The sequence below is a fragment of the Thermoanaerobacter sp. YS13 genome (assembly GCF_000806225.2).
In the GTDB taxonomy this organism is placed as follows: Bacteria; Bacillota; Thermoanaerobacteria; order Thermoanaerobacterales; family Thermoanaerobacteraceae; genus Thermoanaerobacter; species Thermoanaerobacter uzonensis.
The window spans coordinates 320,474-337,330 of the sequence record NZ_JOOI01000002.1; the positions used below are offsets into that span (position 1 = coordinate 320,474).

General features: G+C 32.5%; 17 protein-coding genes and 1 other annotated feature. Of the genes, 6 read left to right on the plus strand and 11 right to left on the minus strand.

Annotated features, from left to right (window positions below):
- Window positions 1-23 precede the first annotated feature (23 nt).
- From sigI to THYS13_RS09385, 4 genes are all read left to right on the plus strand, one after another.
- Window positions 24-680 carry an RNA polymerase sigma factor SigI gene (gene sigI / locus THYS13_RS09370; RefSeq protein ID WP_029688120.1) on the plus strand — a complete coding sequence of 219 codons (657 nt, stop codon included), beginning with the start codon at window positions 24-26 and terminating at the stop codon, window positions 678-680.
- Window positions 677-1,831: an anti-sigma factor domain-containing protein gene (locus THYS13_RS09375; RefSeq protein WP_042834286.1), complete on the plus strand. Its 1,155-nt coding sequence runs from the start codon at window positions 677-679 to the stop codon at window positions 1,829-1,831. Before sigI ends, THYS13_RS09375 begins: the two co-directional genes overlap by 4 nt.
- On the plus strand, window positions 1,832-3,100 hold the full coding sequence (locus THYS13_RS09380; RefSeq protein WP_042834287.1) for an S-layer homology domain-containing protein: 1,269 nt from the start codon (window positions 1,832-1,834) through the stop codon (window positions 3,098-3,100). It begins immediately after the preceding gene.
- 134 nt (window positions 3,101-3,234) lie between these two features.
- The gene (locus THYS13_RS09385) at window positions 3,235-3,474 is read left to right on the plus strand and encodes an HPr family phosphocarrier protein (RefSeq protein ID WP_042834288.1); all 240 of its coding nucleotides are present in this window, start codon (window positions 3,235-3,237) and stop codon (window positions 3,472-3,474) included.
- Window positions 3,475-3,510: 36 nt separating this feature from the next.
- Here the strand turns inward: THYS13_RS09385 and THYS13_RS09390 are convergent, their stop codons facing one another.
- The 8 genes from THYS13_RS09390 to THYS13_RS09425 all read right to left on the minus strand — a co-directional run bounded on the left by THYS13_RS09390 (window position 3,511) and on the right by THYS13_RS09425 (window position 12,429).
- The gene (locus THYS13_RS09390; protein ID WP_042834289.1) at window positions 3,511-4,566 is read right to left on the minus strand and encodes a hypothetical protein; all 1,056 of its coding nucleotides are present in this window, start codon (window positions 4,564-4,566) and stop codon (window positions 3,511-3,513) included.
- Between the two features lie 69 nt (window positions 4,567-4,635).
- Entirely contained in the window at window positions 4,636-5,457 is an 822-nt protein-coding gene (gene rsmA, locus THYS13_RS09395; RefSeq protein ID WP_042834290.1) for a 16S rRNA (adenine(1518)-N(6)/adenine(1519)-N(6))-dimethyltransferase RsmA, read from the minus strand.
- A 36-nt stretch (window positions 5,458-5,493) separates the two neighbouring features.
- On the minus strand, window positions 5,494-6,525 hold the full coding sequence (locus tag THYS13_RS09400; RefSeq protein WP_029688115.1) for a ubiquitin-like domain-containing protein: 1,032 nt from the start codon (window positions 6,523-6,525) through the stop codon (window positions 5,494-5,496).
- A 186-nt stretch (window positions 6,526-6,711) separates the two neighbouring features.
- Window positions 6,712-7,479: a TatD family hydrolase gene (locus THYS13_RS09405; protein WP_042834291.1), complete on the minus strand. Its 768-nt coding sequence runs from the start codon at window positions 7,477-7,479 to the stop codon at window positions 6,712-6,714.
- 12 nt (window positions 7,480-7,491) lie between these two features.
- Window positions 7,492-9,420, minus strand: coding sequence for a methionine--tRNA ligase (gene metG / locus THYS13_RS09410; protein WP_255356322.1), 1,929 nt, complete (start codon window positions 9,418-9,420; stop codon window positions 7,492-7,494).
- A 17-nt stretch (window positions 9,421-9,437) separates the two neighbouring features.
- Window positions 9,438-9,669 (minus strand) — a binding site (T-box leader).
- Window positions 9,670-9,832: 163 nt separating this feature from the next.
- Window positions 9,833-11,236: a CCA tRNA nucleotidyltransferase gene (locus THYS13_RS09415; protein WP_042834293.1), complete on the minus strand. Its 1,404-nt coding sequence runs from the start codon at window positions 11,234-11,236 to the stop codon at window positions 9,833-9,835.
- A gap of 81 nt (window positions 11,237-11,317) precedes the next feature.
- Complete coding sequence (locus tag THYS13_RS09420; RefSeq protein ID WP_042834294.1) at window positions 11,318-11,839, minus strand: spore maturation protein; 522 nt, start codon at window positions 11,837-11,839, stop codon at window positions 11,318-11,320.
- A gap of 5 nt (window positions 11,840-11,844) precedes the next feature.
- Complete coding sequence (locus tag THYS13_RS09425) at window positions 11,845-12,429, minus strand: nucleoside recognition domain-containing protein (RefSeq protein ID WP_042834295.1); 585 nt, start codon at window positions 12,427-12,429, stop codon at window positions 11,845-11,847.
- Window positions 12,430-12,606: 177 nt separating this feature from the next.
- On the opposite strand from THYS13_RS09425, the gene THYS13_RS09430 reads away from it, so the two are divergent.
- Window positions 12,607-12,858, plus strand: coding sequence for an AbrB/MazE/SpoVT family DNA-binding domain-containing protein (locus THYS13_RS09430; protein WP_003867347.1), 252 nt, complete (start codon window positions 12,607-12,609; stop codon window positions 12,856-12,858).
- 36 nt (window positions 12,859-12,894) lie between these two features.
- Here the strand turns inward: THYS13_RS09430 and THYS13_RS09435 are convergent, their stop codons facing one another.
- The 3 genes from THYS13_RS09435 to THYS13_RS09445 form a co-directional block, all read right to left on the minus strand.
- Window positions 12,895-13,764 (minus strand): cation diffusion facilitator family transporter, encoded by an 870-nt coding sequence (locus THYS13_RS09435; protein ID WP_042834296.1) that lies wholly within the window; start codon window positions 13,762-13,764, stop codon window positions 12,895-12,897.
- 136 nt (window positions 13,765-13,900) lie between these two features.
- Entirely contained in the window at window positions 13,901-14,722 is an 822-nt protein-coding gene (gene rsmI, locus THYS13_RS09440) for a 16S rRNA (cytidine(1402)-2'-O)-methyltransferase (protein WP_042834297.1), read from the minus strand.
- 2 nt (window positions 14,723-14,724) lie between these two features.
- Complete coding sequence (locus THYS13_RS09445) at window positions 14,725-15,471, minus strand: tRNA1(Val) (adenine(37)-N6)-methyltransferase (RefSeq protein ID WP_042834298.1); 747 nt, start codon at window positions 15,469-15,471, stop codon at window positions 14,725-14,727.
- Between the two features lie 139 nt (window positions 15,472-15,610).
- Here THYS13_RS09445 and arcA point away from each other — a divergent pair, with 139 nt between their 5' ends.
- Window positions 15,611-16,834 (plus strand): arginine deiminase, encoded by a 1,224-nt coding sequence (gene arcA / locus THYS13_RS09450; RefSeq protein ID WP_042834299.1) that lies wholly within the window; start codon window positions 15,611-15,613, stop codon window positions 16,832-16,834.
- The last annotated feature ends 23 nt before the right edge of the window (window positions 16,835-16,857 follow it).

The following is a 16,857-nucleotide window of genomic DNA, read 5'->3' on the forward strand; positions in this document are numbered from 1 at the left end:
AATAATATAGTGGGGTGGTTAAGTTGGATATAAACGACAGAGTATACGCAGCTAAAAAAGACCCCTCTGAAAGAGAAAAACTAATTCAAGAATATACCCCCTTTATCATAAAACAATTGTCTTTATTTACAAATAGATATATAGATGAAAGAAACAGCGACGAATTAAGCATAGGCCTTATAGCTTTTAACGAAGCTATAGACAGTTTTGATAATACAAAAGGTTCATTCTTAAGCTTTTCAAGTATGCTCATTAAAAGGCGACTTATAGATTTTTTACGGCAAAATCAGCAAAATACCATTCCTTTAGAACTATATGTAGAAAAAGGCACAGATTATGAGGTAGAAAATAGAAAACTGGAAATGATTTCTTTTGTAAATTTGCTAAGTCTTTATAATATAACTTTAGACGATTTAGTTAAACAATCCCCAAAACATTCAGACACCAGAAAAATAACTACAAAAATTGCTTATACCATTTGTCAAAACAAGAAATTGCTAGAATATTTAAAAAACAAAAAGAATCTTCCTATAAAAGATTTAATAAGTATTTTAAAAGTAAGCCGCAAAACTATAGAAAAACATAGGAAATACATAATAGCATTAGTAATAATTATTTCTGAAGATTTACCTCTTCTAAAACAATACATAAGCCCTGAAAGTGAGGTGGCAAAAATATGAAGGCTGTTGTAGTTCAAAAAGAAAAAAATAAAACTTATGTAATGACTGAAAAAGGAGAATTTAAATGTCTTAAAAATTTGCAAAATGTAAATGTAGGTGAAACTATCGAACTTAACGAGAATTTTGTAGTCTTTAAGTCTACTGCTAAAATTTTAATAGCTGCTTCTATTCTTCTCGCACTAATCTTTACTATTATCAATTTTAAATCAGCAGAAGTTTACGCTTATGTGTATATAGATATAAATCCAAGCATTGAAATTTCAATAGATAAAAATGGTAAAATAATAAATGCCCTTCCTCTAAATGAAGATGGCAAAAAAATTTTAGATAAATTTCCTTATAAGGGGCTTGACATTACAACTTTTATAAATCAAACAGTTGAAGAATCGCAAAAATTAGGGTTTTTAAAAGAAGATGATACAGTAATAATTACTACTGTCCCTATTAAAAATTCGCCATTTATAAATGAACAAATAGAAAAAGCTGTTAAAAATATTAAAAAAATAAACACAAATATTCAAATAGAAACTTTAAAATCCGATGAAACACAAAGAGAAGAAGCTAAAAAAGAAAAAACTTCTCCTGGCAGGCTTATCCTCTGGGAAAAGGCTAAAAGCGAAGGAATAAACATACCAAAAGATAAATTAAATAGCCCTGAATTTTTTAAAGAACTAAAACAAGCTTATACAAAAATAAAAGAAAAAGACGAACAAACAAAGGCTACAACTATACCTCAACTTTCTCCAGGTCTATCTAAATCCAAATTTATTACAGATAAAATCCTTAAAACACATGAAAAAGACCGCTCTCAAGAAAAAATTACTCAAACTATAAAAAATATAAAAGACGAAGAAGTAAAAAGCCAAAGCAAGGAAGTTAAAAAAGATGAAAATAGCGATAATAAGTCCAACCAGCAAGATAATGGAACCCAAAAAAATACACGCTCAAAAAGCGATAATACTAATAACGTTCCTACTCAAAAAGAAAAAAATGAGGTAAAACCCGCTTCTGATGATAAGGAGTTAGACAATGTGGATAAAAGCACCAACGAAGATACTTACAAAAATGTAAAAGACATAAAAAACTACCCCCCAAAAGATGACAAAAATGACGAAGAATATAATGAAAAAATGAAGGAGGTGGAAAAATAAGTGTTAAACAAATCTCGACTTTTTGTTTCAGTAATCATAATCCTTTCACTGTTGTTTTTCACAACAGCATATGCAAAACCTCAACCAAAATACTCTTTTGACGACATTAAACAACTTACATGGGCACTAAAAGCAATTGAAAAAATGTATGCAAAAGGTTTTATAAAAGGAGTTGGAGATAAAAAATTTAACCCTTCAAAGCCTGTCACTCACTTAGAGGCATTAGTAATGATTTTACGGGCGATGGGTTATGAAGAACAGGCTAATAAAATAACTGAGCTACCTAAAGAGTACAAAGGCCCAAAACTTAGTTGGGGAAAAGGCTTTATTACGCTGGCATACCAAAAGGGCATATTAACTTATGACGAGTTAAAAAGGTTTAATCCAAATGAAAAGGCAAAAAGATACGAAATAGCAAAATATTTAGTTCGCGCTTTAGGATTAGAAGACAAAGCTCAGCAAAATATGAATAAAGTTTTGAACTACAAAGATTGGGATAAGATTCCCAAAGGCGCCATAGGTTATATGTACGTAGCTGTAGAAAAAAATCTCATCAAAGGAGATGGAGAAAAGCTCAAGCCAAACCATCCAGTCAGAAGAGTAGAAATGGCTGTTTTATTGGAAAGGCTTGACAAAAAGGTACAAAATAACCTCAATGGCCGTGATGTCGTTGCTACTGTTTATGCTATAGATAACAATACTATAACTGTAAAAGTTAATGGTGGCCTAAAGACTTTCAATATATTAAAAAATGTGCCAGTTTACAACGAAAATGAGTATGTCGGAATAGATTATCTAAAGGTCGGTAATCAAATAAGATTAATATTAGATTCCAAAAATAATATAATATTTGTGGAAGTGTTAAACAATAAAAGTGAGGAAGTGATTCCTATAGAACTTAAAGATGTTAAAAATCCTCCTGAAAAAGTATTATCAGCTGTGGAAGCTATTAAAAATAATCCTGCTGTTAAACTAGTAGAAGAAAATGGAATATATTATGTAATCGCAACTCGCGGTATGATGCGAACAGGTGGATATATCGTAAATATACAAAAGGCTCACATAATAAAAACACCAAAGGATACCATATTAGAAGTTGAAGTAAAATATATAGACCCTTCTCCTGATGCAATTGTAACACAAGCTATAACTTATCCATATGACATAAAAAGTTTTACTTATGATGGTAAAATTACACAAATAAGTGTTAAAACAGATAAAAATATAAATGTTTCTGTTGATATTGATTTAGCCTCAAATGTTAAGTAAAATCCCTCATTGGAGGGATTTTACTTTTGAAAACAATTACTAAAATAAGCATAAAATTTTTGTGAAAAAAGCTAATTGATAAAAGTCCAAAAATCATATACGATAAAGTTAAATCCATAAAAGGGGGAATTATCGTGAAAGAAATAAAAATTAAATTGACTTCTATTGAAAGTGTCAAAAATTTTGTAGAAAAAACTTCAAAATATCCTTTTGACATAGACGTAACTTCCGGTCGCTATGTAATAGACGCAAAATCAATAATGGGCCTTTTTAGTCTTAATTTAGAAAATGTCCTTACAGTAATACCTCACACAACTGATGAAGAAAGCTTGAAAAAATTAGAAGAAGATTTAAAAGAATTCATAGTAAAATAGTATAAAAATAAAAGCGTAGAGACTACGCTTTTATTTTTATATCAAAGGCGGTGGAGTTGGTTCTATAGGCACTGCAATTTGTCCTGTCTTCGCATCAATATGCAAAATCCAATATCCTTCATCCATCGCGCCTCTTAAATTTTCCTTAACTGGTTTCCAAACTACAAATCCCGTCATACCACCAAAAGGCTGGTCTGCAAGAGTAAAAAATCCTGGCATTCCATATACAATATATTTTAATTCACCCTTTTCATCATTTACAAATCCCACAAGATAATGGTCAAAGCTCCCCTCCCTGTAACCCGTTTTAACTTTCCACCATCTATAACCTTCAAAATTTTTTTCAAAAGGCTTTACTTCTTCTAAAAAGCTCACTATGTTGTTAACATACTCTCTTAAATACTTTATATATCCTTCCTCTGTTTCTTCCACAAACTTAAAAGAAGTTTCAGGTCGTTGTGTATCAGAATAATCTGTCAATACCTCAGAAGTTTCTTCAGATGCAGGAGTCTCAGATTGAACCTCTTCCAAAACATTTTGTGAAGTTTCATCTTTTTCAGTTTCATTTTCCGCACTTTCATACTCCTGTGGTATCGCAGTTTCAATTTCTCTTTGCTTAATTTCTCTATCATTCTTATCACTCTTCTCTGCTGGTGTTTCTTCTTTTACCTTTGATAAATATTTTTTATAAGCAGCCTTCCAGTTTGTAGTTTTTTTATTTATAACAGATGCCAAAGGTACTAAAGTTTTTATGCCATCATGGGCTTCTATAAATGCTACAGAAAATTCCTCCCAACTAATTCCTGAATCTTTTACATTCTCTACATTAAAAGTCCATTCTCCTCCACCTCGTCCTTTATCATCTACTTTTATTGCTCCAAAATCTACAACAGTAACTTCTCCCTCGCCTTTTAGCAATTTCACATTATAGGAATACGTGGGACTAAGATTTTGCAAAGCCGCTGTTATTCTTCCTCTGCTTCCTCTAAACTCCACTTTTAAATAACCTGTCACTTCTTTTCCTTCAATAGAACATCCCTTGTCTTCTTGATTAAAGACAACATAAAACCTTTTATATATATTTATTGGCATTTATTCTTCCCCCTCATTTATCTTAAATATAACTTTGCAATATATATTATGAAAAGAGGGGGATTATTATTACTGCTTTGTCAAATCATAAATAACATTTGCCAAAGCAGCAAACTCCTCTATACTAAGAGTTTCTCCTCTCCTTTGAGGTGATAAGTTTGAAAGAGTAAAAGCTTTATCTATAATTTCTTTTGGAATTCCTAAAGTTTTTAAAGCATTGGACAAGACTTTTCTCCTTTGTCCAAAAGCAGCTTTTACCACGTTAGAAAATAACCTTTCATCTTTTACCTCAACTGAAGGTTTATCAAGTATCTCTAATTTAACTAAAGAAGAATCTACTTTAGGTGGAGGGACAAAAACAGTTGGGGGTAAGTCAAAAAGCATCTTAGGCTGTGCTTTAAAATTTACAAAAACTGTAAGTATTCCATAGTCCTTAGTACCCGTTAGAGCACAAATCCTTTCAGCAACTTCTTTTTGCACTAGTACAGTTATTTCTTTTACAAATTTACAATCTAAAAGCATTATTATTATAGGAGAAGTTATGTAATAGGGAAGATTAGCAACTACTTTAAAAGGTTTCCCTTCAAAATATTCATTAGCCATTCTATTTAAATCTGCTTTCATTATATCCTCATTTATGACAATTACATTGTTATAAATGTTAAGTTTTTCTTTTGCTACGGCATAAAGTTCTCTGTCAATTTCGAAAGAAATTACTTTTTTAACTCTTTTAGCCAACTCTTCTGTCAAAGTCCCTAATCCTGTTCCAATTTCCAGTACAAAATCTTCAGGAATAACTCCCGAAGCAGTCACAATTTTTGTTAAAATATTTTTGTCAAAGATGAAATTTTGTCCCCATTTTTTCTTTACTTTAACTCCTTTTACTTTCATAGCTCCACCTCAAAAAATAAGACAGGGAAACCCTGTCTATTTTAAAATATAAACTTTCACGTATCTTCTTCCCCATTTAATTGTTTCCTCAAGAGTCGGGAAGAAAACATCAATTTTATCCCCTTTAATAGCTCCACCTGTATCTGCAGCAATTCCAAATCCATATCCTTCTACGTAAAGTCGTGTGCCCAAAGGTATAACCCTTGGATCTACAGCTATTACTCCCCTTGTAGCTTTCGTACCAGTAGCAGTTATCCCATAATTGGGATCTCCTGGTTTTTTGCCGGTATCTGCTACGCCATTAGTATAAGCAGTAGCAACCATAGTTCTAATTTCCCTATATCTAAAAGTCTCTCCTCTTGAAGTAGTAAAAACCCCTAGTGTTCCAACATACACAATTTGGTTTATCGGATTTTTTATTATCTTTTCCTCTATTATATTTTTTGCTACCTCTTTGCCATTTTCATAAGTAACTTTCATCACAATTTGTTTTTTCCCAACTTCTCCTTGTTGAACTACTCTTACTTGGCCTCTTTCCATATTGTCATTCTTCACTGTCTCTGTTTGATATGGTATATCTAGCTCTTGAGTAACAATTTTTTCTGTTACTTTTGTAACGTCGATGTACATGTACCTAAACACAGGCGTATCTAAACTCATATTTACTTTGTCCTGTGGTCCTAAAGTTATACTATTTTGTTGAAGTACTTCTTTTACATTAGATGCAGCAGTGTAAATACCCTTTGCTTTTCCACCTACACAGATAGTGATAGGAACTGCTCTTTTGATAGTCACCTTCATACCATTTTTTAAAGCAGTGTCTAAAGAAGGCGTTACTACATCTTCTTTTCTTAGTTTAATTCCTTTCTCTTCTAACAAATCTTTAACTGTTGATTTAAATGTTGTAACAACTATTTTTTTATCTTCATCCTGAAGGGTTATTTCCTTTTTTAAGCTTGCGTATGTTATAGCTCCGACAATCAATAATAGTATGGCAGCCAATGTTAGAAGAGCAACTGGTTTTTTAATTATTTCACCAAGTCGCTTTCTAAAATCGTCTGTATCCATCCCATAACCTCCTGTTAAAAATTTAATTTAGGGGAGTCGTAAGTAATTTTAATTCAATTAAATTGATTTGTCAAACTTTTATACACAATTTTTCATTTATGGTGAAATTAAACTTAATGATATTATACGCATTTTTTTGTCTTTTGATACCTTCCCTAAAAACAGGAGATTATTTTTTTAAAATTTTTATTTGATATGGATGTTAAAAAGTTTCATGGTATTTTCAGCAGTAATCCTACAAACCTCATCACAAGACATATCTCTTAATTCTGCTATTTTTTCTGCTACAAATTTCACATACACCGGTGTATTCCTTTTTCCTCTATAAGGCTCAGGAGTAAGATAAGGACTATCTGTCTCAATTAAAAGTTTTTCGATGGGAACAGCTTTTGCTACTTCTTTAGGTTTTTTTGCATTTTTAAATGTCACAGGCCCCCCTAAAGAAATGTAAAAATTCATTTCAATTACTTGAAAAGCCATTTCAACACTTCCCGAATAACTGTGAAAAACCCCTCTTAAATCTTTTGTCCATTCCTGTTTTAATATATCTAGTATATCTCCATGAGCATCCCTATTGTGTATTATTATTGGAAGATTTAGCTTTTTCGCAAGCCTTATTTGTTTTATAAAAATCTCTTTTTGAAACTCTTTGGGAGGGTCATTGTAATAATAATCTAAACCTATTTCTCCTATTGCTACAACCTTTCCCTGTAAAGCTAATCTCTCTATTTCTTCCACTTTGTCAAATTCTCTTTGTGCATCATGGGGATGAATTCCAACAGAAGCATATATAAAGTCATAGTTATGAGCTAGCTCAATAGACTGTTTAGAAGTTAGGAGGTTAGACCCCACATTTATTAAAAATGTGAGGTTTTTTTTACATTCTTCAATAACTTTTTCTCTATCTTTATCGTATTTCTCATCTTCAAGATGAGCATGAGAATCCACCAACAATTTTACCACTCCTTAGCTTATCTTTGCCCCACTTTCTATATCTCTGTCCACCGTAAGAAGGGACATTTTTCCTTCGGTAGATGCTGCTAAAAGCATTCCTTGAGACTCAATACCCCTTAGTTTTTTTGGCTCTAAGTTATATACAATAATTATTTTCTTTCCCACAAGCTCTTCAGGAGTGTAATAACGAGCAATTCCTCCTACAATTTGCCTTGTCTCCTCTCCCACTTTAAGCTTCATCTTTATAAGCTTGTCAGAGCCTTCCACTTTTTCAGCTTCTAAAATCTCTGCAACCCTAAGCTGAATTTTTGCAAAATCTTCAATAGTGATATAATCTATCTTTTTCTCTTCCTTCTCTGCTTTTTCTTCTATAACATTCAGTTCTTTATTTACATCTATTCTGGGGAAAATAATTTCTCCTCTTTTTACTTTTGTACCTTCTTTTAACAAGCCAAACTTTAAGCTCTCCCAAGTCGTCAAATCTTTTGCTATTCCTAATTGTTCAAACATTTTTTGCGGGGTATTTGGCATAAAAGGAGATACAAGTACTGCAATAAATCTCAAAGCTTCCGCTAAATTATACAAAACAGTACCCAATCTTTCCTTTTTGCTTTCATCCTTCGCTAAAACCCAGGGCATTGTTTCATCAATGTACTTATTAGCTCGTCTTACTAATTTCCATATTTCAATTAAAGCGTTGGAAAACTGAAGTTTATCCATGTACTCTTCAACAGTTTTAGGTAGATTCTGTGCAGTATTTATAAGGTCATCATCTACTTCTTCTTTTTGTGAAGGCTTTGGCAGAATGCCTTCAAAGTATTTTTCAATCATTGTAACAGTTCTACTCAGCAAGTTTCCAAGGTCATTAGCAAGGTCTGAATTTATTCTATTTATCAAAGCTTCGTTAGAAAACACTCCATCCGCCCCAAAAGGAACTTCTCTCAAAAGAAAATATCTTACAGCATCCACGCCATATTTCCTAACCAGCTCTTTAGGGTCTACTACATTGCCTTTAGATTTTGACATCTTGCCTCCTTCCAGTATAAGCCAACCGTGTCCAAACACTTTTTCAGGAAGGGGCAAGTCAAGAGCCATAAGCATTGCTGGCCATATTATTGTGTGAAACCTCATTATCTCTTTTCCAACCAAATGAACATCTGCTGGCCAGTATTTTTTAAAGTCGTCGTCATGGTCCGTAGAATATCCTAAAGCAGTTATGTAATTTGACAAAGCATCTATCCAAACATAAATCACATGTCTTGGGTCAAAAGGTACCTTTATACCCCAGTCAAACGAACTCCTTGAGACAAACAAATCCTCCAAACCTGATTTTATAAAGTTTATCATCTCATTGCGCCTTGACTCAGGCTGTATAAAATCAGGATGTTCATCATAATATTGTAACAGCCTATCCCCATATTTAGACAATTTAAAAAAATACCCTTCTTCTTTTACCCTTTCTACTGGTCTACCACAGTCCGGGCATTTCCCATCTACAAGCTGGGACTCCGTCCAGAAAGATTCACAAGGAGTACAGTACCATCCCTCATATTCGCTTTTGTATATATCTCCTTTTTCATACAATTTCGTGAATATTTTTTGTACTATTTCCTCATGATATTTATCGGTTGTGCGAATAAATTGGTCATTACTTATATCCATTGTCTTCCATAAATCTTTTATCCATTCAACTATCCCGTCTACATATTCTTTAGGAGACATCCCTTTTTCTCTTGCTATTCTTTGAATTTTTTGCCCATGTTCATCAGTACCGGTCAAAAACTTGACATCATATCCAGTAAGCCTTTTAAACCTTGCCATCGCATCTGCAGCAACTGTAGTATATGAATGACCAATATGTAATTTATCACTGGGATAATATATAGGTGTCGTAATGTAAAAAGTCTTTTTCATATCCATCCTCCTCTTTTTTTTGTAAATAAAAAACTCGCCTCCACATAAGGGGCGAGATTGTCGCGGTACCACCCTTCTTCACATGTGCCTCACGACGCATGCCTCACAGAGTGCTAACACACTCCTACCCTGTAACGGGAGTTCCCGGTAAAACCTACTAACCTTCAGCAGTACGGCTCTGGAGCCATCTTCAAAAGCCCAAACTTTATCGGTTCGCACCTCGCCCGACTCTCTGTAAAAGTTCAAGCTTTTTACTCTTTCCTTCATAGCCTTTTACTATATCTATTTATTTTTTAATATACCCTTTATAAAAAGTATTGTCAACTGCCTTTTTGATTATTCCCATCTTTTTATACTCTTTATTTACAAAATGTTTTAATTCCTTTGCAAAATAACTATCATAAGAGATGCAATGAAAATTTTTGCATCTCTTTTTGAATCATATTTTCTCTATTCTCAATCTCTCTTTTACAAACTCAATGGCATCTTCTTTACTTTCAATCTCACCATAAAATCTATTTTTTCTTATTTCATATAAAATTTGTCCTAGTTTTTTACCATCTTTTATATCAAAATTTATTATTATATCTAAGGGAGAAAGTAAATGCTCTTGTGTTTCCTTAAATTCTACATATCTTCTTAGAAGCTTAGTTATAAAATCCGTGTATTTTGGTATATCTTCTTCCTTACCTAAATTGAGCCTTGTTGCTGTAAAATCTGCTAAAGATAAGAGCAAAACTCCTATAGAATCATCTTTGAGTTCGGAAAAAAACCTAAAAAGCGATTTATTAGTCGGCCCTTCATTTACATAATACATCAAAGGCTTCATATGATAAAGAACAAGCTTTTTAAGCAAAGAAGATTCCTTTTTGGACATTTTCATTCTTGAAGATATTTTTTTTACAATTTCAGCCCCTTTTATCTCATGATTATAAAAATGTACTCTATTTTCAGTATCAATATATATGGATTCTGGTTTACCTATATCGTGAAAAAGAGCTCCAAGTTTTATTATGTCCTTTACTTTGTTGTCAGAAGAAAGCTTTCTAGCTAAATACTCCGAAACTATATCATATACGTCTTTGGGAAATCTCATAGAATTTATGATATTTTCATATTCTTCTACAGTTTTTAGTGAATGTATCCAGGCATTCGTAAGGTGATAATAGCACTTTCCTACTTCTTTCATTTTAGCAACTTCTTCAAATATATTTTCCATAAGTTTTAAATCTTCCATCATTCTTAAATATTTGTGAGAATTCTTTTCTTTTAATATTATAAAAATTTCATTCATTATTCTCTCTGAGGCTACTTGTTTTATTAAGGCCGCTTCTTCTCTTATTTTAGCCTTTGTACCCTCATCAATATTAAATTTATAAGTCGCAGCAAATCTCACAGCCCTCAAAGCCCTTAAAGGATCTTCTTTAAAGGTCATCACACCCACATGCTTTATTTTCCTGTTTTTTATGTCCATCATGCCACCAAAAGGGTCAATAATATATTCAAATTCAAAATAATCCGTCAGTTTTATAGCCATAGCATTCATTGTAAAGTCTCTATGAGCTAAATCTATGTATATATCTTCACCTCTTAAATTAGTAAAATCTAATATTTCATCTCCTACAACAACCCTATATGTGCCTTTTTCCGCCATAAAAGGCACAAAAGTACCCCCTAATTTTTCTGCCGCTAATTTGGCGATTTTCTCTGCATCTTCCTGAACTACAAAATCATAATCTTTAGCTTCTTTATTTAAAATCCTGTCCCTTATGTATCCCCCAACAATATACAAATTATATGCTTCTTTTCCTAATTTTCTTATTAATTTTGGTATTGTTGCCACAAAAAATCATTCCTTTCCTTTTAAAAGGCAAAAACAACATTACAATATATAGTATAACAAAAGTGAAAAAGTGTACAAGTATTAAAAAAATAATCTGCTATAAAATACACAAGAAAGTATTGCGATAATATCTGCAAAAATTCCAGAGATAACAGAATGTCTCATCTTTTTTATTCCCACTGCCCCATAGTAAACAGCAAGAACATAAAAAGTGGTCTCAGTAGATCCATACATAGCAGAAGCCATTTTCCCGATTAGAGAATCAGCACCATGAGTTTTTATAATCTCAGTCGCAATCCCCAAAGCACCACTTCCCGAAAGGGGCCTTATTAAAGCAAGAGGCACAAGCTCCTGTGGCATGCCTATTTTATTTGTAAAAGGCATTAAAAATTCCCCCAATAAGTCAAGGGCGCCTGACGCTCTTAATACACCTATTGCCACAAGCATTGCTACAAGAGCTGGAAATATTTTTATAACTACAGAAATTCCTTCTTTTGCCCCATCAACAAACACTTCATACACTTTGACATTTTTTATGATTCCATAAAAAGGAATAACAAGAACGAGTATAGGAATAATCCATTCAGATATAATTTTCATCATTATTTTCACTCCTTAAATATAGGCATTTTTTCAAGGTATTTATTCAAAATAAGGCCAGTTACAAGTGCAGTGCTAGTTGAAAGTACACTGACAATCACAAAATCCGCAGGATTTTTAGCTCCCAAAGAAGCCCTTATTCCAATCATTACTGCAGGTATAAGCTGTATTGAAGCTGTATTTATCACTAAAAAACGGCCCATTGCATTTGAAGCACTGTCTTTTTTATTAAGCTCTTGAAGGTATTCCATAGCCTTAATTCCAAAAGGCGTTGCTGCATTACCTAATCCTAACATATTAGCTGATATATTCATTATCATCGCTGAAATAGCTGGATGGTCTTTTGGCACATCAGGAAAAAGCCTTATAATTATGGGTTTTAGCAATTTAGCAATAATATCTGTAAGACCTGACTTATCTGCAATTTTCATTATCCCAAGCCACAAAGCCATCATACCAACCAAACCTATCGAAATAGTAACAGCAGTCTGGGCTGAATCAATTATAGCTTTAGATACTTCTTCCATTTTGCCATTTATTATTCCTACCAAAACTCCTATCGCTATCATAAAAAACCATATGTAATTTATCATGGTATAGCCCTCCCAAATTACCAAAAAAACTTCGTTTATGCTTTTCTTCTTATGTAATAAAATTTATGTTATTAACCTTAAAAAATTCCAAAAAAGGTGTTGACTTATTTTTCAAAACTTGGTATTATTATAAGTGAAGTTTAGTTGTCGAATTTTGTAACTCAGGAGGGGAGAAAAATGTTGAAATCCACAGGTATTGTAAGAAAAGTAGACGAATTGGGAAGGGTAGTAATACCAATCGAGCTCAGGAGGACACTCAACATAGCAGAGAGAGACGCTCTTGAAATCTATGTTGATGGAGAACAAATAGTCCTCAAAAAGTATGAGCCTGCTTGCATTTTCTGCGGCAACGCTGAAAATGTAATAAACTACAAAGGCAAAAATATATGCAAAAATTGTCTTGAAGAATTAAAGAAATCTGTAGACTAATAGCAAGATAAATAATAGGAGGCAATATACCTCCTATTATTTATCCTCTTCTTTTTTTCCTTCCGGTTCTATATGAATTATCACATGAGAATCAGGAAATTTGTCCGTTATTTGTTTTGAAACTTTATGTGACAATTCATGAGCTTTTACTATGTTGTAATTTTTGTCCACTCGCAAATGAACGTCTATTTCTCTTCGAGGCCCCGATTTTCTAGTTCTCAATTTGTGAAAACTTGTAATTTCACAATTTGATTTTATTATATTCTCTATTTCTTTAACTTCCTCTTCTGGAAGACTAGTGTCTGTCAAATCTTTTAAAGCTTCCTTTGTCAACCCAATTGATGCTTTTATAATAAGCAATGCAACAAAAATAGCTATGATTGGATCCAAAATATCCAATTTAGTGACTTTTATGACAACAAGTCCTAGTGTAACTCCCACAGACGTAAATACATCAGTTAAAAGGTGCATTGCATCTGCTTTTAGGGCAATAGAATTTTCTTCTTTAGATACTTTAAACAAAAAATATGATACTACTCCATTTACAAAAGATGCAAAAAGCATGACAATAATGCCCATACCTAAATTTTCTACATAAGTACCAGTAATTATTCTTCGCACTGCCTCATATGTGATAAATATAGCTGCAAAAAAAATTAAGATAGCTTCCACAAAGCCAGAAACGTTCTCATATTTACTGTGTCCAAAAGGATGGTCCTCATCTGCGGGCCTTACTGCTACCCGTATAGAAAAAAATGCAATTAGACTAGCAATTAAATCAATTGAAGAATGTATAGCTTCAGAAATTACCCCTACTGAATGCATTAGTATTCCTGCCAACAATTTTATAGCTATCAATACACTGTTTGAAACCACAGATAACAAAGCTGCGTTTTGTTTATTCATAACATCCTCCATATTCTCAATTGAAATTTTACTGTTGATATATATTATAGTTTATCATTGAAAAATATGCAAATATTTTTAATCTGGCATATTGAAAATCAAATTCAATTGATAATAACTATTATTTCCAACTCCTTTATTTTTTACCTATAGCGAGTCTATATACTTGACTTTTGGATATTCCCAATTCCTTAGCAACTTTTTTAATAACCTCTTTTTTATCCATTCCCTCTGCAAGGTATGTTTGAATTAATTTTTCTGGTTTTTCTTCAACTTGTTGTTTTTGTGCTCCTTCAATAATTAGTACAATTTCACCTTTTATCTCATCCCCCAGTTTTGCTAAAATCCCATCTATTGTCCCTCTTATAAATTCTTCATGAATTTTAGTAAGTTCTCTTGCTATGACAATCTTTCTTTCAGCTACATAGGATTTCAATTCGTGGAGTGTTTCTTTTAAACGATGAGGTGCCTCATAAAGTATGACAGTTCTCTCTTCTTTTGAAATACGGTTTAGCCTTTCTTCTCTTTCTTTATTTTTTGTCGGCAAAAAACCTTCAAAGACAAAGGAAGAAGTATCTAATCCTGAAGCAACTAAAGCAGTAATTGCAGCAGTTGGACCAGGCAATGGCACAACTTTTATGCCTTCTTCTATGCAAAGTTTCACAAGGTCTTCCCCAGGATCTGAGATTGCCGGTGTCCCTGCATCTGTAACTAAGGCAATTGACTTCCCTTTTTTTAGTTCCTCTATAAGTTTTTCCCCTTTTGTCCTTTTGTTATGTTCATGGTAACTGGTAAGAGGTTTTTTTATGTCAAAATGATTTAAAAGTTTAAGAGTTTGCCTCGTATCTTCGGCAGCTATAATATCAACTTCTTTTAAAGTTTTTAAAACTCTTAAAGTTATATCTTCTAAATTACCAATAGGAGTGGGACATAAATATAATACTCCAGAATTTTTCATCTTTATTCCTCCTCCAATTGCGTTTTAGAGTATATTTCTATAATTTCTTTTGTATACTCCCCACTTTTTTCATACACATAAAGGGGAGCCAATATGTTTAAACCTGGCTGAGAACCTTTTTTTGATTCTATTAGCAAAAGATTGGGTTTACTATCTACATAAGGATGCACAAATCTCAATTTTTTAGGTTCTAAATTGTATTTTCTTAAAAAATACAAAATGTCAACTAATCTTTCTGTTCTATGAATCATAAAAAATTTTCCTCCAAATTTTAAAAGTTTCGAAGCAGCCTTTATAAATTCCTCAAGTCCTCCATATATTTCGTATCTTGCGATATTTTCTGACTCTTGTTTTTTATCAAATCCCGTTTTTACTGGCATATAGGGAGGATTTGAAGTCACTATATCAAATTTTTCATATCCTAATATCTTTTCTAATCCTCTTACATCGCCTTTTATTATTTTTATTCTTTCTTCCATTTTATTAATAGCTACACTTCTTGTAGCCATATCTGCCATATCTTCTTGTATCTCAACACCGTAAATAAAGGTATCTTGAGTTTTAGCAGCAATTAAAATAGGTATTATACCACACCCACATCCTAAATCTACAATTTTATCTCCTTTTTTAGCAGTAACAAAATTAGCAAGCAATACCGCATCCATTCCGAATTTAAATTTATCCTTATGTTGAATTATAACTAAATCCTTCAAGTTTAATTCATCTAATCTTTCCCCATTTCTTAACATTTTATCACCTCTATAATATTCTTGATTTATTTTATCACAATTGCCAAAAGTTTTTATTAACTTTTTTAAATACGTATTGAAAATTGAAGTAGTGCACAGTATACTATATAAAGAATTTAAACATTAGGAGGATGAAAAGTTGACAAAAGTAGTTACTGCTCCCCGCGTAAATTCAGAAATAAATAAATTAAAAACAGCGATTTTGCACAGGCCAGGGAAAGAATTGGAAAGATTGACCCCTCAAAATTTATCCGAGCTTCTTTTCGACGATATCCCTTGGGTTAGAAGAATCCAAGAAGAACACGACAACTTTGCAAAAGTATTGCAGCAAAATGAAGTCCAAGTCCTGTATTTACAAAATCTCTTAGAAGAAATATTAAAAGAAGAAGATGTAAAAGAAAAATTTATTGAGGAATTACTTCAAGTAAATGGAGTTACCTCTCCAAAAATCAATAACTATTTAAAAGAATTCCTTAAAGAAAAATCTTCAAACGAGATTGCCGAAATAGCAATTGCAGGTTTGGCTCTAAATGAAATAAAGATAAAAAAATCTATGATGGGTTTAGCAGAATACATATACCAAGATAGTTATTTTTATATAAAGCCTTTACCAAACCTTTATTTTATAAGAGACCCCGGAGCAATGATAGATGGTGGCTTAATGATAAGTTCTATGAAAACAGCAGCGCGAAAACCAGAAACTCTAATATTAAAATACATTTATAAATATCATGAAATTTTTAGAAAAAATAATATTCCTTGGTGGTATGATGATAGCTATCCTCATTCCATAGAGGGCGGAGATGTGCTAGTATTAAGCGAAAAAGTAATTGCCGTAGGATGTAGTGAAAGAACAACTCCTCAGGCAATAGAGCAATTAGCCCATAATTTATTTGAAAAAGGTTCCTCTATCGAAAGAATATTGGTAGTGCAAATCCCTATAAACCGTTCTTATATGCATTTGGATACAGTTTTCACGATGGTTGATATAAACAGATTTGTTTTTTATCCGGGAATAAAAAACGAGTTGAGAGTATTTAGCATCATAAAAGAGGAAAAAGGTTTCTCTATACATCAAGAAAAAGATTTGCAAACAGCATTAAAAAATACGCTAAATCTCTACACAATAGATATAATACCAACTGGCGGGTTAAATGCAATAACTTCTGCAAGAGAACAATGGAATGACAGTACAAACACTTTAGCTATCGCTCCGGGAGTTATTGTAACCTATTCTAGAAATGAAATATCTAATAAAATAATGGAAAAAGAAGGAATAAAGGTAATCCCTATTGAAGGGTCGGAACTTTCAAGAGGAAGAGGCGGCCCTCGTTGTATGACTATGCCCCTTTTAAGAGAATAAATTAAATCACAGTCCCTTTTTAT

Coding starts and splice junctions, on each gene's coding strand:
- THYS13_RS09375 (WP_042834286.1), top strand. CDS start 677: ATGAAGGCTGTTGTAGTTCAAAAAGAAAAAAATAAAACTTATGTAATG.
- THYS13_RS09390 (WP_042834289.1), bottom strand. CDS start 4,566: ATGCCAATAAATATATATAAAAGGTTTTATGTTGTCTTTAATCAAGAA.
- rsmA (WP_042834290.1), bottom strand. CDS start 5,457: ATGAAAGTAAAAGGAGTTAAAGTAAAGAAAAAATGGGGACAAAATTTC.
- THYS13_RS09400 (WP_029688115.1), bottom strand. CDS start 6,525: ATGGATACAGACGATTTTAGAAAGCGACTTGGTGAAATAATTAAAAAA.
- THYS13_RS09420 (WP_042834294.1), bottom strand. CDS start 11,839: ATGATGAAAATTATATCTGAATGGATTATTCCTATACTCGTTCTTGTT.
- THYS13_RS09425 (WP_042834295.1), bottom strand. CDS start 12,429: ATGATAAATTACATATGGTTTTTTATGATAGCGATAGGAGTTTTGGTA.
- THYS13_RS09430 (WP_003867347.1), top strand. CDS start 12,607: ATGTTGAAATCCACAGGTATTGTAAGAAAAGTAGACGAATTGGGAAGG.
- THYS13_RS09435 (WP_042834296.1), bottom strand. CDS start 13,764: ATGAATAAACAAAACGCAGCTTTGTTATCTGTGGTTTCAAACAGTGTA.
- rsmI (WP_042834297.1), bottom strand. CDS start 14,722: ATGAAAAATTCTGGAGTATTATATTTATGTCCCACTCCTATTGGTAAT.
- THYS13_RS09445 (WP_042834298.1), bottom strand. CDS start 15,471: ATGTTAAGAAATGGGGAAAGATTAGATGAATTAAACTTGAAGGATTTA.